This is a genomic window from Mycobacterium europaeum (assembly GCF_002102155.1).
Taxonomy (GTDB): domain Bacteria; phylum Actinomycetota; class Actinomycetes; order Mycobacteriales; family Mycobacteriaceae; genus Mycobacterium; species Mycobacterium europaeum.
Genome location: NZ_LQOU01000019.1, coordinates 38,191 through 54,476 on the forward strand (window position 1 = coordinate 38,191; position 16,286 = coordinate 54,476).

Annotated in this window: 4 protein-coding genes; 1 reads left to right on the forward strand and 3 read right to left on the reverse strand. The window is 68.7% G+C overall.

Features of this window, described 5'->3' with window-relative positions; translation table 11 throughout:
- Positions 1-42: 42 nt before the first annotated feature.
- Together AWC03_RS09600 and AWC03_RS09605 are read right to left on the reverse strand one after the other, a co-directional pair.
- Positions 43-3,042 (reverse strand): MMPL/RND family transporter, encoded by a 3,000-nt coding sequence (locus tag AWC03_RS09600; protein WP_276328774.1) that lies wholly within the window; start codon positions 3,040-3,042, stop codon positions 43-45.
- A 66-nt stretch (positions 3,043-3,108) separates the two neighbouring features.
- Entirely contained in the window at positions 3,109-4,530 is a 1,422-nt protein-coding gene (locus AWC03_RS09605) for a condensation domain-containing protein (protein WP_085240347.1), read from the reverse strand.
- Between the two features lie 335 nt (positions 4,531-4,865).
- Here AWC03_RS09605 and AWC03_RS09610 point away from each other — a divergent pair, with 335 nt between their 5' ends.
- On the forward strand, positions 4,866-15,851 hold the full coding sequence (locus AWC03_RS09610) for a type I polyketide synthase (protein ID WP_085240265.1): 10,986 nt from the start codon (positions 4,866-4,868) through the stop codon (positions 15,849-15,851).
- A 3-nt stretch (positions 15,852-15,854) separates the two neighbouring features.
- Here the strand turns inward: AWC03_RS09610 and AWC03_RS09615 are convergent, their stop codons facing one another.
- Positions 15,855-16,286, reverse strand: coding sequence for a PPOX class F420-dependent oxidoreductase (locus AWC03_RS09615; protein ID WP_085240266.1), 432 nt, complete (start codon positions 16,284-16,286; stop codon positions 15,855-15,857).

Consider the following 16,286-nt stretch of genomic DNA (forward strand, 5'->3'; position numbering starts at 1 on the left):
TCCGCCTCGTAGTGTCGCATACCCCGCCGGCCGGGCGGGCGTCTACGGCGCATTCCGGGCCGCCGATCCCGCGGGCGGCCGCCGCGATCCCGCTCGGGAGGGCCACCAGCTCGCCCGCCCGACCAGCGTAGCCAGGGCGGGCACCGTTATGGTGCGCACCACGAAGGTGTCGAGCAGGATGCCGATCCCGATCACCACACCGCCCTGGACCACGGTGCTGATGCTGGAGAACACGAGACCCCACATGGAAGCCGCGAAGATCAATCCCGCCGCGGTGATCACCCCCCCGGTCGAACCCAGCGTGCGGATGATGCCGTAACGCATGCTGTGCGGGGACTCGTCGCGCATTCGCGAGATCAGCAGCATGTTGTAGTCCGCCCCGACCGCGACCAAGACCACGAACGCCAAGGGCGGCACGCTCCAATGCAATTGCTGGCCGAGGACGAATTGGAACGTCACCACGCCGATGCCGACCGCTGACAAGTACGAGATGACGACGGACGCCACCAGATACAGCGGTGCGACGACCGCTCGCAGCAGCGCGATCAAGGTCAACAGCACGACGATGAGGGTGACCGCGATGATGAATCTGATGTCGTGCTCGTAGAAGTCGCGCGTGTCACGCAGGGTGACGGGATAGCCCGCCATCGATATGGAGGCATCCGCCAACGCGGTATTCGGTTGGGCTCCCCGGGCGGTGTCGGCGATCGCGTTGACCTGGTCCATCGCCTCGGCGCTGAACGGGTTCAGTTTGGTTTGAACCAGATAACGCACCGAATGGCCGTCCGGCGAGACGAACGCCTTCGCCGCCTTCTTGAACTCCTCCATGTGCAGGAGCTGCGCCGGGACGTTGAACCCCGCCATCGACGGCTCGGCCGCATCGCGTTTCAGCGTCAGGAGAAACGCCGACGCCTCACCGAGACCGGCGCCCATCTGTTTGATCTGGTCGACCAGCTGGTCTACTCCGTCGGCGACCTGCCGGCTTCCACCCGCGAACTCCGCGGCGCCCTGCTGGAGATGGTTCAGGTCCGCCTGCAGGCCACCCGGTTGGTCCAGCCCCATGGCATGCAGCGCCTTGACGAAGCCGGCCAGCGCGGCACGCAGATGATCGACCGATGCGTTGAGGGTCTGCCGGTCTTGGAACGCCTGCAGTTGTGCGGCCAGGTCGTTGATCTGGTCGAGGCTTCCGTCACCGCGCGCGTTGACCACCCGCTCGAATTGGACGCGGGTGGCGCTGCAGGAGGGGTCGGCATCGCAGACCTGGTTGCCTTCCAGCGCGGTCAGCACCGGGGCCACCCAGGCGAACAGATCCTTGACCGCCGCGAAGTTCACGCCGATGGTATGGCCGAGCGAGTTGATGCTGTTGACCAGTTTGGCCGCCACGACGACTTCTTTGACCAGCTTGTCGCCGCCGTATTGGCTCCTGATCGAGGTGAAGGCATCCGTCAGGCCCCGCATCCCGGCCACCATCTGGTTGACTTGCCCGCGCACCTCGCCGAGGTTGTCGGCCAGCGTGTTCGCCCCGGCGGCCAAGCGGTTCAGATCGTCGGTGTGGTCGCCGATCAGCGCGGAACCGGCGCCCAGGCGAGCGCCGATCGCGCCCGCCTGATACGTCGCTCGGAACTGTTCCGGCACGGCTCCGGCGGGGCGGGTCACGCCGCTGACCTGAGCGATGTTCGGCAGTTGGTTGACCCGGCTGGCCATCTGCTCCAGATCCGCCAGGGCCCGCGGTGTGCGCAGGTCGTGCGGTGACTGGACGAGGATGTATTCGGGGATGGACTGGTTGACCGGGAAGTGGCGATCCAGCGCGGCGTACCCGAGCGAGCTCGGGGCCGAGGCCCGCAGCGCCTTGCGGTCGTCGTAGTTGTAGCGCACCAAGCCCGCGCAGCTGGCGAGGATGATCAACACCAGCGCGCTGGCGACCAGGTGACGTCTCGGCCGGCGCACGATGCGTATCCCGGACCGCCGCCAAAACCGGGCGGTCAGTTCGCGCGACGGTTTGATCCATCCGCGTGGCCCGGCCAGCACCAGTACGGCGGGCAGCAACGTCATTGCCGCGAGGAACGCGACACCGATGCCGATGGCCGAGGACACCCCCACCGTGGAGAACACGCCCATTCGGGCAAAACTCATGCCGAGGAAGGTGATCCCCACCGTGGCCGCGGACGCGGCGATCACTTTTCCGATCGAGAGCAACGCCCGCCGTACCGCCTCGTCGTTGTCGGCGCCGAGCCGCAGATAGTCGTGATAACGGCTGATCAGAAAGACCGCATAATCGGTTCCCGCGCCGGCGACCATTGCGCTCAAGAAGACGATGGACTGGTTCGACACGCCCAACCCGCTGGCCCGCGAGATGCCGGCCACGACGGCCTGCGCGATCACCATCGACGTCCCGATCGCGATCAGCGGCAGCAGCATGGTGAGCGGGTTGCGGTAAACGACGAGCAGGACGATGAGCACCAGCGCGGCGATCGCAAGTTCGATCGGAACGCGGTCCCGCTCGCCGGCGACGGTGAGGTCGCTGACGGTGGCCGCGGGTCCGGCGAGGTTCGCCGTCAGCGGAGTTCCGGCGACGCTGCGGTGGACGACGTCGGCGACCCGGGTGTAGGCGGCGTAGGCCTTCGGGGTGCCCAATTCGCCGGCGATGCCGACCGGCAGCACCCAGGACTTGTGGTCTTTGCTGGTCAAACCCGCGCGCAGCGCCGGCGTGCTGAGGAAATCCTGCAACATCAGCACGTCGCGGGTGTCGTCGTGCAGGGCGGTCACCACTTTGCGGTAGGCGGCCTCGTCGGCCGGCCCGAGCCCCTTCTCATCCGTGAGGACCACCAGCAGCAGGTCCTCGGCGCCCGATTCGTGAAACGCCTCGGTCATCTTCCGGGCGGCGACGCTCGACGGCGCGCCGCTGGGCAGTATCGCGAGCGGATGCTTCTGCGCCATCTCGTTCAGGGTCGGCAACGTCAGCGGCAGGGCGACCGCGACCACGGCCCAGAGCCCGATCACCACCCCGGGCCACCGCATCACAAAATTGGCTAGCCGTCGCACATCGAACTCCCGGCCGGCCGGAGATGGCTCATCCAGAGGAAAGCAGCAGCCATCGCCTACTCCTTGCTATGCAACGCGCCCCCAGTGCCCGGTATCGGCGACCCGCATGCACACGGACTTCATCGCTGCGACGTACCGGGAAACCGATTTCTGGGCAACCGCGTTCGCGGGGTACATGACCGCCATCGCGGTGCCCTCTTCGTACCGGAAGATATAGATCGTGAGTTGGTAGGAATACCTTCCGTCGGAATAGATTCCGATGTTGTTTGCGTAGCCCATTTCGGCTGCCGCCAGCACGGCGTTCATGGGGGCGGCGTCGCTGTGCAAGAAATTCGTCACGGGGAAGTTCGGACGGGGCCTGCTCAGCCACGGCGCCAATTCCAGCACGCGGTAATACGGCACCTTGGCCATGTCCAGGCTTGAATCAAAAGATGTCTGCGCCGCCCACGCGGCTTCGCTGAAGGACACCGCTGCAATCGGAATGGTGATCGGAACCAGCCCGGTGAACCAGCCCTGGGTCATGAAGTTGTCCGACGTCCTGCGGGTATCTCTGGGAGTGAGCCCGTAATACGTTGCCGCGCCGGTGAATTCGTGTTCCACCTGGGCGAGGCAGGCGAACAGCCCGCCGACGAAGCGAGCGCCCGCCGCCGAGCTGGCCGATTCGAACCTCGCCGTCTGCGCCGCGTCCATCAACGTGTCCGTGATCATGTCACTCTTGGTGGGCTCCAGTGGATTGCCCAATGGCAAAGGGAACTCCGGCAGGCTGCCATTGTTGTTCTCCGCGAATTCGATCCACGCGCGTACCGGAGGCGAATCCACGGTCAAAGCCGACGTGTGCTGGCGCTCTTGGAGACAGAAATCGTCGAAGCTTCCGGCGGCGGGCAGGGCGAGGGGCCCGGCGCCGCTTGTCAACGCCGAATACCTGGCATGGGACTCCACCATCGTGATGCCGATCAGCGCGGCGTCGCCGTGGACGTGATCGATACTCGCGTAGAAGGTGAAGTGGTCGTCGTTTTGAACGATCCCGAAGCTGAAGCACTCCCAATGAAACGGGTCGGGTGTGGCGACTACATGATTGTGCAAGTCCTCGATGGCCAATTCGCCGTGGACCGTCGGCGTGAATTCGATATCGTCGGGATCATCGATGGTATGCCGGAGAATCTCTCCGGTTTCGGTGTATTCGAACCAACTGCGGTACGTGTCGTGGCGACGCAGGTACGCGTTGAGCGCCTCGTTCATGGCGGAGATGTCGCACTGGCCGGAAATTTGGCACGTCGCGATGATCTGCCGCGAATAGTCGAGGCCCGAGGTCGTTTGCCGGTGGTAGCCCTGAAGATGTTGCCCCTGCATGTAGCTGACCGGGACGGGACTGACCGGCGCCTGCCGGGCCTTCTCCCGGGCGGCGGGCGTCGGGTGCCAGGAGACGACCACGCCTGGGCTCAGCGTCCACTCAGCGATTGAGCCGATCGTAATCTTCCCGATGCGCAAGATCTTCTCCTCGGTCTGCCGGGCGGCGGTTCCGGGCCCCGCTGGTGGCCAGATCAACATAACTTCTTCGGCGACTTCCGACCCCGACATGCCGGGCCACAGCTGTTCCCCGACGGGTGCGGGGGTGGTTAGGGTAAGACCGGCCCGACGTGGGGACGCGGTCCGGCATCCGGCGAACACTACTCGCCGCTGGGGGATCATTCTGCTGCGCCTAGGGTCGACATGTGGTGCAGTGAGCGGGGTCAAAAGCTGGGTCCGTAAAAAGTCACGGGCCTATCGCCGGAGGCTGGTCCCCGGGGGATCGCCTTCGTCGTCCGAGGTGAGAGGACAGATGCATGGCAACCGCCGAGGCTCGGACGGAGCGAGCATCCGGTTTCGCGATAGTCGGCTACGCAGTGCGTGTTCCGGGTGCCGCCGACGCTTCCGAATTCTGGGACGTGTTGCGGCAAGGGCGCGATGCGGTGTCGGAGGTGCCCCCAGACCGGTGGAATGTCGACGAATTCTTCGACCCAGACCCTGATGCGGCCGGGAAGATCGTCAGCCGCCGGGCGGGCTTCGTCGACGACGTAGTGGGCTTCGACGCGCCGTTCTTCGGCGTGTCGGCGCGTGAGGTCATGTTGATGGACCCGCAGCACCGGCTGTTGCTGGAGACGGCATGGCAGGCGGTCGAGCACTCCGGTACGGCGCCAACGGCTTTGGCGAACAGCAAGACCGGGGTGTTCGTCGGCCTGTCCACCCACGACTACCTGGCGATGGTCTCGGACGAGTTGAAGTACGACGCGATCGACGCGTATATGGCGATCGGGACGGCGGCCGCCGCGGCAGCGGGCCGGATCAGCTACCGGCTGGGGCTGCAGGGCCCGGCCGTCACCGTCGACACGGCCTGCAGCTCGTCGTTGGTGGCGGTCCATCAGGCGTGCCAGGCGCTGCGGCTGGGGGAGTGCGACCTCGCGCTGGCCGGCGGTGCCAACGTCCTGCTCAGCCCGGCGACCATGATGACCTTCTCGCGGGCGCACATGCTCGCGCCGGACGGGCGCTGCAAGACGTTCGACGCCTCCGCGGATGGCTACGTGCGCGGCGAGGGTTGCGGCGTCATCGTCGTCAAGCGGCTCGACGATGCGATCCGCGACGGTGACCGCATTCGCGCGGTGATCCGGGGCAGCGCGGTCAACCAGGACGGCGCGTCGGGCGGTTTGACGGTCCCCAACGGTGTCGCGCAGCAGCGGGTCGTCGCCGAAGCGCTGGAGCGCGCCGGGGTCTCGGCCCGCGACGTCGGATACCTGGAAGCGCACGGCACCGGGACGTCGCTGGGCGACCCGATCGAGGTCCAGGCCGCGGCGGCCGTACTCGGTGAGGGTCGCGACGCGGACCGGCCGCTGTTGATCGGGTCGGTGAAGACCAATATCGGGCATCTGGAAGCGGCGGCCGGAATCGCCGGGATCATCAAGGTGGTGCTGTCGCTCGAGCACCAGCTCTTGCCGAAACACCTCAACTTCTCCACCCCGTCGCCCTACATTCCGTGGGACCGGCTTCCGGTGCGCGTCGTGGACGAGGCGACCCGCTGGGAACGCAACGGGCGGGCCCGCGTCGCGGGTGTCAGTTCGTTCGGGTTCTCCGGGACCAACGCGCACGTCATCCTCGAGGAAGCACCCGCGGAAATCGGTCGGCACGCGGCGCCGGGTCCCGTCGAGCAGCCCGAGGACCGGCGGTTCAGCGTCCTGCCGCTTTCGGCGCGCACCCCGGCGGCCCTGGCGCAGCTCGCCGATCGCTACCGCGGTTGGTTGACCGCGCACCCGGAGACCGACCTGTCCGAGCTGTGCTTCACCGCCGGCGTGGGCCGGGCCCACTTCGAGCATCGGGCCGCGCTGGTGGTCAATTCGACGGAATCGGCCGCCGAGTTGCTCGGCGCCCTCGCCGACGACCGCCCCGCACCGGGTTTGCTGCGGGGGGAATGCGACGACAGGCCGAAGACGGCGTGGCTGTTCCCGGGTCAAGGCAGCCAGTTCGCCGGCATGGCCCGGGAGCTGTTCGAAACCGAGCCGGTGTTCGCCGAGACGATGACCCGGTGCGCCGCGGTGGTCGATGCCGTGCTCGAAAAGCCCATGCTGGACGTCATTTTCGATGTCGACAACCCCGACACCCTGCGGCAGACCAGCTACGCCCAGCCCGCCCTGTTCGCCGTCGAGATGGGGTTGGCCAGGCTCTGGCAGTCGTGGGGCCTCGAGCCCGACGTGGTGCTGGGCCACAGCGTGGGCCAGTACGCCGCCGCCTGTGTCGCCGGTGTGCTCAGCCTCGAGGATGGCGCGCTCCTGCTCGCCGAGCGCGGCCGCCTTTTCGGCAATCTGCCCGCGGGCGGGCGGATGGTCGCGATCTTCGCCGCGGCGGAGCGCGTGGAAAGCTGCACCGACGAGTTCCCGCGGCTGTCGGTGGCCGCCTACAACGGTGCCAACACCGTGCTCGCGGGCCCCGCCGAGGATCTGGACCGGGTGGTGGGCGGCTTGACCGCCGACGGCGTTCGCTGCGACTGGCTGGACACCAGCCACGCATTCCATTCGGCGCTGCTGGACCCGGCACTCGATGAATTCGAGTCGTACGCAAGCCGGTTCGGTTTCAGCTCGCCACAACGGACCCTGGTGTGCAACCGCACCGGCGCCGCCCTGGGGCGCAGCGCAGAGCTGGACGCTTCCTACTGGCGCCGCCACGCGCGCCAGCCGATCGAGTTCGCCAAGAGCGTGGCCACGTTGGCCGATCTCAACTGCGCGGTGCTCCTCGAGGTCGGCGCCCAACCCGTGCTCACCGCCGCCGCTCTGCGGGCGTGGCCCGATCCGGCGACCGCGCCGCGGGCGATCGCGTCGCTGCGTCGAAACGGCGCCGACCACCGCCAGATCATCGAAGCCCTTGGCAGCGCATACGTCTGCGGCCACCTGCCCGCCTTCGCTGCTCTGCAACAGGGACCGACGCGCAAGCTCGACCTGCCCACCTATCCGTTCCAGCACCGCCACTACTGGTTTCGCGACAAGGACGTCCCGTCCACCCCTGCCGTCGCCGAAGCCGCCGTCGCGCGCAGCGAAGCAGTCCGGCTTCTCGAGGACGGCCGGATCGAGGAACTCGCCACCCTCCTCGACGGGCCGAACGCCGACCGGCGGACCACCGACGTGCTGGCCCGGCTTGCGGCGCAACACAACCAGGAACGTGGGAACCAGTCCATCGCGGACGCTCGTTACGAGATCCGCTGGGAGAAAAGCGCGGCCGCGCGCGCGGACGCCGGCGCGGGATCTGACTGGCTGCTGATCGCCGATGACACCGAGGCGGTCGCGCCGTTGGTCGACGCGCTGACCGCCCAAGGGCAGCCGTTCCGGATCGCCGGGCTGCCGGTGTCCGAAGCCGACGAGGAATGGCTCGAAGCGGAGCTGCGCGCCGCGGCGGCGGGCGAATCGACGCTGCGTATCCTGCACTGCGCGGCCCTCGAAGGGGACGCGGCGCCATCGATGCGCTCGCTGCTGCGGATGCAACACCGCGTCCTGAGCGGAACGCGCCGGCTCTTCCGCGCCGCGGCCGCCGCCGAGCTACGCGCCCCCATCTGGCTGATAACCCGAGGCGCGCAACGCGTCACCGACGCCGACGGCGTGTCGCCGGCGCAATCCTGTCTATGGGGATTCGGGCGTGCCGCATCCCTGGAGCACCCGCAGCTGTGGGGCGGGCTGGCGGACCTGTCCGAAGGCAGCGCCGACGAGTGGGGCCGGCTGATCGGTCAGGTTGCGGCGGGCCCGCGGGGCGAAGACCAGATCGCGTTGCGGGACCACGGTGTCTATGTTCCGCGGCTGGCCCGAAGCGCGGGGCGGCCGATCGCGCCGCCACTCGTATTGCGCGGAGACGCAACCTATCTGGTGACCGGCGGCCTGGGCGGCGTCGGCTTGGAGATCGCCGGGTATCTGGCCGACCACGGTGCGCGCCACCTGGTGCTGACCAGCCGACGGGCGCCCAGTGCTGCGGCGCAGCAGCGCGTCGATGCCATCCGGGAAGGGTCGGATTGTGAAATCCGGGTCATCGCGGCCGATGTCGCCAATCCGCACGACGTCGCCCGACTGCTGGCCACGGTTGAGGCCCAACTGCCGCCGCTGGCGGGCATCGTCCACGCCGCGGGCGAGATCGGCACCACGCCGCTGCGGGCCTTGGACGACGCCGAAGTGGACCGGGTGTTCGCGGGAAAGGTCTGGGGCGCCTGGAATTTGAGCGAGGCGATCGCGGAGCTGCCACTGGACTTCTTCCTGAGCACCTCCTCGATCGCCTCGGTGTGGGGCAGCTTCGGCCAGACCGCCTACGGCGCGGCCAACGCCTTCCTGGACGGATTGTCCTGGCGGCTGCGTGAGCAGGGCGTGGCGGGGGTCAGCGTCAACTTCGGTCCATGGTCGGCGGGGATGGCCGACGAGGAGGCCCGGGCGCGCCTGGAGCAGCGCGGGGTCCGCACGCTGCCACCCGCCGACGCGCTGGCCGGAATGGCCGAACTCGTCGCGGCTTCCGCGACCCACGGTGTGGTCGCCCGGATCGACTGGGCCCGCTTCCTGCCGCTCTATCAGCAGGCGGGCCGGCGGGCATTCCTGGACGAGCTGGGCCGAGAGCTGCCCGAGTCGGCGCCGGTGCCGACACCGTCGGGGAACACCCGACTGGTCGAACAGCTCACCCAGGCGCCGGTGCAGCAGCGCAAGAAGCTGCTGGTCGACTACCTGCGCGACGTCGTCGCCGAGGTGACGCGGATCGACGCGGCGGAGATCCGCGAGGAGGCCGGATTCTTCGACCTCGGCATGGATTCGCTGATGGCCGTCGAGTTGCGGCGCCGAGTCGAGCATGCGGTGGGCAGGGAACTGCCGGCCACCCTCGCAATGGACTACCCGCGCGTGGGCGACGTGGCGCTGTACCTGCTGAACGACGTCCTCGGTCTCAACGCACGGGCGGGCGCCAAGGCGGATGCCCGGCCGGTGCCGGTGCCGACCGGGCCCGCCGACGAGCCGATCGCGATCGTCGCGGTGGCCTGCCGCTTTCCGGCCTCGCCCGATCCCGAAACTTATTGGGACGTGCTGTCCGGCGGTGTGGACGCGATCCGGGAGATCCCGGATGACCGCTTCGAGATCGACGAGTACTACGACCCGGATCCGGCGACGCCGGGCAAGATCTACAGCCGCAGCGGCGGATTCCTCGACGGGATCGACGGATTCGACCCCGAGTTCTTCGGGATCTCCCCACGGGAGGCCGTGTGGATAGATCCGCAGCAGCGGCTGATGCTCGAGATCGCTTGGGAGGGCCTGGAACGCGCCGGATATTCCCCGGCCGCGTTGCGGGGCAGCCGAAGCGGCATCTTCGTGGGCGTGGCCGCCAACGAGTATTCGCACCTGTTGTCGCGAGACTCGGTGGAAAGCATCGAAGCGCACTTCATCACCGGCAATGCGCTGAATGCCATCGCGGGTCGGGTCGCGTTCGCGCTGGGGCTGGAAGGGCCGGCGGTGGCGGTCGACACCGCGTGCAGCTCGTCGCTGGTCGCCGTCCATCAGGCCTGCCAGGCGCTGCACTCCGGCGACTGCGATCTGGCGCTGGCGGGCGGGGTGAACGTGCTGCTGAGCCCGGCGTCCATCGTCGCCGCCTCGCGCGCGCGGATGCTGTCGCCCGACGGACGGTGCAAGACCTTCGACGCCGCCGCCGACGGCTATGTGCGCAGTGAAGGATGCGGGATTCTGGTGCTCAAGCGGCTGAGCGATGCGCAGCGCAGCGGCGACCGCATCTGCGCGGTCATCCGAGGTAGCGCCGTCAATCAGGACGGCGCCTCCAGCGGGCTGACCGTGCCCAATGGTGGTGCGCAGCAACGGCTTATCTCCGCTGCACTGGCCCGAGCCGGGGTAACCGGGGGAGAAGTCGACTACCTGGAGGCGCACGGCACCGGCACCTCACTCGGTGACCCGATCGAGGTGCAGGCCGCCGCGGCCGTCTACGGCGAAGACCGGGATCCGCACCGGCCCCTGCTGATCGGCTCGGCGAAGACCAATCTCGGCCACCTCGAGTCGGCCGCGGGAGTCGCGGGTTTGATCAAGGTCGTGCTGTCTTTGCAGCACGAGGTGCTGCCGCAGAACCTGCACTTCAAGAACCCGTCGCCGCATATTCCGTGGGATTCCCTGCCGGTGCGGGTCGTCGACCGGGCGACGCCCTGGCAGGCCAACGGCCGGCCGCGCCGGGCCGGGGTGAGCTCGTTCGGGTTCACCGGAACGAACGCCCATGTGCTGATCGAGGAGGCGCCGCCGGAATCGGTGGCCGGTGACTCGGCGGACGGCCTTGCGCTGACACCGGTGTCGGACGCCGCGGACGAACGCATCAACGTGTTGCCCTTGTCGGCGCGCTCACCGCAGGCTCTGGTCGCGCTGGCGCAGCGATACGGGTCCTGGCTCGACTCGCACCCCGACGTCGACATCGCCGACGTCTGCTTCACGGCCGGGGTCGGCCGTTCGCACTTCGAGCACCGCGCCGCGCTGGTCGTGGATTCGGCGCAGGGTGCCCGCGAGATGCTGGCCGAATTGGCCGAGAACCGGCTGCGGCCGGGGGCGGTCCGCGGCGAGTGCGCCGACCCGCCGAAGACGGCGTGGTTGTTCACCGGGCAGGGCAGCCAGTATCCGGGGATGGCCCGCGAGTTGTTCGACTCCGAGCCGGTGTTCGCCGAGACGGTGACGCGGTGCGCGGAAGCGGTCGACGGCATGCTGCCGCGCCCGCTGCTGGAGGTGCTGTTCGACGCCGACAGGAAGATCGGCGCCGGGGCCGCAGAAACGTTGCAGCACACGTCGTTTGCTCAACCGGCGCTCTTCGCCATCGAGATGGGCCTGGCCCGGTTGTGGCAGTCATGGGGCATCGAGCCCGACGTCGTCCTGGGCCACAGCGTCGGCCAGTACGCGGCGGCGTGCGTGGCCGAAGTGTTCAGCCTCGAGGACGGGGCACGGTTGATGGCCGAACGCGGCCGGCTGTTCGGCAGCCTGCCCGAGGGTGGCCGGATGGTGGCGGTGTTCGCCGACCCCGAGAACGTGGAGGACGCCGCCAAGCAGTTCTCCCGGGTTTCGGTCGCCGCCTATAACGGCCGCAACACGGTCTTGTCGGGCCCGGGCGCCGATCTGGAACGCATCGTCGCGGCCTTCAGCGATGACGGGATCCGCTGCACCTGGCTGGACACCAGCCACGCCTTCCACTCCGAGCTGCTGGAGCCCGTGCTCGACGAATTCGAGTCGTACGCGGCCAAGCTGGCGTTCGCCACCCCGACCCGGCCGCTGGTCTGCAACCGCACCGGCGCGGTGCTCACCGCGGAAACCCCGCTGGACGCGCAATATTGGCGGCGGCATTCCCGCCAGCCGGTGCAGTTCACCGAAAGCGTGCGCACGGTGGCAGCGCTGGGCTGCTCGGTGCTGATGGAGATCGGCCCGCAACCGATCTTGACCGCGGCCGCGGTGCCGGCCTGGCCGGAACACGCGGCGGCGCCCCGCGCCATCGCCTCCCTGCGCAAGGGCACCGGCGCGCGGCGTCAGATCGCCGAAGCGCTGGCGGCGGCCTACGCCGCAGGGCACCGGCCCGAGTTCGCCACGGTGTACCGGCGACCCGGCCGCAGGCTCGATCTGCCCACCTACCCGTTCCAGCGCCGCCACTTCTGGCCCAAGACGTCCGGTGTCGCAAGCGCCGACGGCCGGGGTGCCGCCGCGTCCGGAATCCTGGGCAGCGAAAAGGATCTGGCCTCCGGCGATATCGTCTACACCAGCCGGCTGTCCCTCAAATCGCAGCCGTGGCTGTCCCATCACGTCATCTACGGCACCGTTGTCGTTCCGGGGGCGACCTACGCGGCGATGGCCCTTGCCGCGGTCGGGACGCCGGCTCAGGTGCAGAACGTGTTCTTCTACGAACCGATCATCCTGCCGGACAAGAGTTCTCGCGAGGTGCAGCTGACCCTGCATCCGGCCGAGGACCGGGGTGGCTGGACCTTCCAGGTGCACAGCCGCCCATACGGCGTCCGCGACGCGCAATGGTCGTTGAACGCCGACGGCACCGTCATCACCGGAAGCGCCGACGCAAAAGACGAGCCGGCGGATTCCGTTGACGCCGCGGTCGAACGGTTGAACCGCACCCGTCCCCAGCAGCTGTTCGACACGTTCGCCGACATGGAGCTGGCCTGGGGCCCCACCTGGTCCACCTCCCTGAAATCACTGTGGGTGGGCGAAGGCGAGGCGGTCGGCGACGTCGTCGTCGGTGAAGAACTCGCCGAGCAGTTGGGCAACGAGCCGGTCCACCCGGTACTGCTCGACCTGTGCACCGGCGTCGCGTTCCCGGCCTTTCCGGCGCTTCTCGCGGCGACCGAGCAGGGAGCAATCCCCGACCTGTTTTTGCCGCTGCGCTACGGGCAGGTGATGATCCGTGAGCGGATGCCACGGCGGTTCTACTGCCGGGCCAAGTGGCGCGCCGGCGGTATGGAGAGCGAAACACAGGTCTTCGACCTCGATTTCGTGGATCGCGACGGCCACCACCTGGGCGGCATACGCGAGTTCACCGTCAAACGCGCGCCCCGGGAAGCGTTGCTGCGTGGGCTCGGGGGCGACGTTGGCCGGCTGCTGTACACCCTCGGCTGGCATGAGGTGCCGGCACCGGCGTCGAGCGCCGATGCCGGGCAAGGCGAGAACACCCACGGCACTTGGTTGGTCGCCGGCTTCGACGAGCTCGCAGCCGAGGTGCCCGGTTGCGTCCCGTCCAGCGGGGCCATGGGGCCGCGGGACTGGCGACAGCTGTTCGCCCACGCGCGGGAGAGCGGCGCACCGATCACCGGCATCGTCTGGCGCGGCACCCGTCGACCGGGCGAGGAGGAGTCGAGCGACGAGTTCGCCGCCCGGCTCGAGACAGACATCGGCAACCTGCTGGGCGCCGTGCACACCATGCTGGCCGAAGAATCGCTGAAACTGCCCGGCGGACTGTGGATCATCACCGAACGGGCGGTGGCGACCGAATCCGGCGAGCGGGTCGACCCGGTGCAGGCGGCGCTGTGGGGGCTGGGACGAACCATCATCGCCGAGCAGCCGACGCTGCGCTGCAGGCTGACCGACCACGACGGGTCCGAAGAGGCCGTGCACTCGCTGGCCAGGCTGCTCGGCGCGGCCGACACGTCTGTCGGAGAGCCCGAACTCGCGCTGCGCCAAGGGAAGTTCCTGGCCTCCAGGCTACTGCCCTGGGCGCGCAGCGGTCAGCTCTCCGTACCGCGCACCGGCGACTACGTGCTGGCGCCGACCGAACGCGGCGCGATCGACAACCTGCGTCTCGCCGAGACGGAAGTCCCGCCGCCGGATGCCGGCCAGGTGCAGATCCGGGTGGAGGCCGCCGGTCTCAACTTCCGGGATGTGCTCAACGTGCTGGGCCTCTACCCGGGCGATCCGGGCCTGATCGGCGGCGACTTCTCCGGCATCGTCACCGAAATCGGAGCCGGCGTGACCGGATTCGAGATCGGCGAGCGCGTCTTCGGCTTCATGCAGGGAGCGTTTGCCAGCCAGATCAACGTGCCCGCCCAACTGCTGGCGCCGGTACCGCACGAGCTGGGTGCGGTGGCGGCGGCCACCATTCCGGCCGCTGCGCTCACGGCGCGGCTCGCGTTCGACTGGGCGCAACTCAAGCCCGGCGACCGCGTGCTCATCCACGCCGCAAGCGGTGGCGTGGGACTCGCCGCCATCCAGATGGCGCAGCAGCAGGGCGCGATCGTCTTCGCCACCGCCAGCACCTACAAACGGGCGACGCTGCGCAAACTGGGCGTGGAGCACGTCTACGATTCGCGCACAACCGATTTCGCCGACCAGATCCTCGCGGACACCGACGGGGCCGGCGTCGACGTGGTGCTCAACAGCCTGACCAACGAGGGCTTTGTGGAAGCGACCGTGCGGGCCACCGCCCGCAATGGCCGTTTCGCCGAGATCGCCAAGCGGGACATCTGGACGCGTGAGCAGATGGCGGCGGCCCGACCCGACATCGCCTACGAGGTCGTCGCGTTGGACGGGACGATCGTGCAAGACCCGGAGCGCATCCGGCGATTGCTGGCCGAGGTCTCCGACGGCCTGGGCGGCGGCGAGTGGGCACCACTGCCCGCCGAGATCTACCCGCTGACCGAGGCGAAGACCGCGTTTCGCCGCATGCAGCAGGCGCGGCACATCGGCAAGATCGTGCTGCAGATGCCGAATCCGCTGCAGCCGCAGGGTGATCGGAGCTACCTGATCACCGGCGGCCTCGGCGCGCTCGGCCTGCACACCGCGTCCTACCTGGCCCAACTCGGTGCCGGTGACATCGTGCTCACCAGCCGTCGCGCGCCCGATGCGGACGCGCAACGGGCGATCGCCACCATCACCGAGCGCTACCGGTGCCGGATCCACACCTTTGCGGCCGACATCGGCGACGAGTCCCAGGTCGAGGAGTTGCTGGAGCGGATCCGCGCGGAGATGCCGCCGCTGGCGGGCGTGGTGCACCTGGCGGGCGTACTCGACGACGCGCTGCTGCCCGAGCAGAGCGTCGAACGCTTCCGGACGACCCTGCTGCCGAAAGCGCTGGGGTCCTGGCACTTGCACCGACTGACCAGAAAAGACGAACTCGACTTCTTCATCGTCTACTCGTCGATCTCCAGCGTGCTCGGTTCACCGGGCCAGTCCAACTACGCGACGGCCAATGCGCTGCTGGACGGGCTGGTGGCCGAGCGCAGGGCGCAAGGCCTGCCCGCCACGAGTGTCAACTTCGGTCCCTGGGCGCAGGGCGGTATGGCCGCCTCGGAGGCGGCGCGCGCCAATCTCGGTGCGCAGGGCCTGGTTTCGCTGGAGCCCTCCGCGGCCCTCAACGCCCTCGGTGAGATCGTCGCGCACGGCACGGGCCAGGCGACCGTCATCAAGGCCAATTGGCAGCGCACCGCGAAGATGCTCGGCGGTTCCCGCCCGCCGATTCTCGACCACGTGTTGCCGAGCGACGCCGCGACCGCGACCGGCGACAGCGAGTTGCTCAAGAAGCTGCACGAGGTGCCGGACGCGGAGCGAGTCAGTTTCCTGACCGAGTTCCTGCAGCAGGAAGTGCAGCAGTTCCTGCGGCTCGCGCAACCGCCCGCCGCGACGAGCCGGTTCCTGGACCTGGGTACCGACTCGCTGATGGCGGTCGAACTCCGTAACCGGTTGTACGGTCAGTTCGGGGGCGCGTTCACGATCAGCGCCACAGCGGTTTTCGACTATCCGACGATCAGCGCGCTCGCCGAGTACCTGGCCGGTCAGGTGCCGGAGGTGGTCCCGGCGTCGGACTAGGGGTCAGTCGCTGATATCGAATCCGGCGATGACCTTGGTCGGGCGCAGGCGCACCACCAGTTCGCCGGGGACGGAGTTGCGGCGGCCGAACTCCTCGGCGCGGTCGGCGCCCATGTACCGTGCGCCGGTGCGGGTGGCGATGTCGAGCACCTCGGCCGGGTCCTCGCTCACCGTCGCCACCCCCTGCACCTGAACGAATGAATACGGCGGATGAGGATCGTCGACGCACATCACCACTCGCGGATCGCGATGCAGGGCACGGCCTTTCGACGTGTCACGGCCGGTGTTGAACGCCAGCTCCCCCTGGTCCACGACGAACCACACCGGCGCGACCAGTGGTCGGCCGTCGGCGGCCACGTAACCGAGCATGCCGGTGCGGGTTCCGGCTGACAGGAACTCGACAACCCTTTCCGAGAGCGCGGCGGGCCCGGCCAT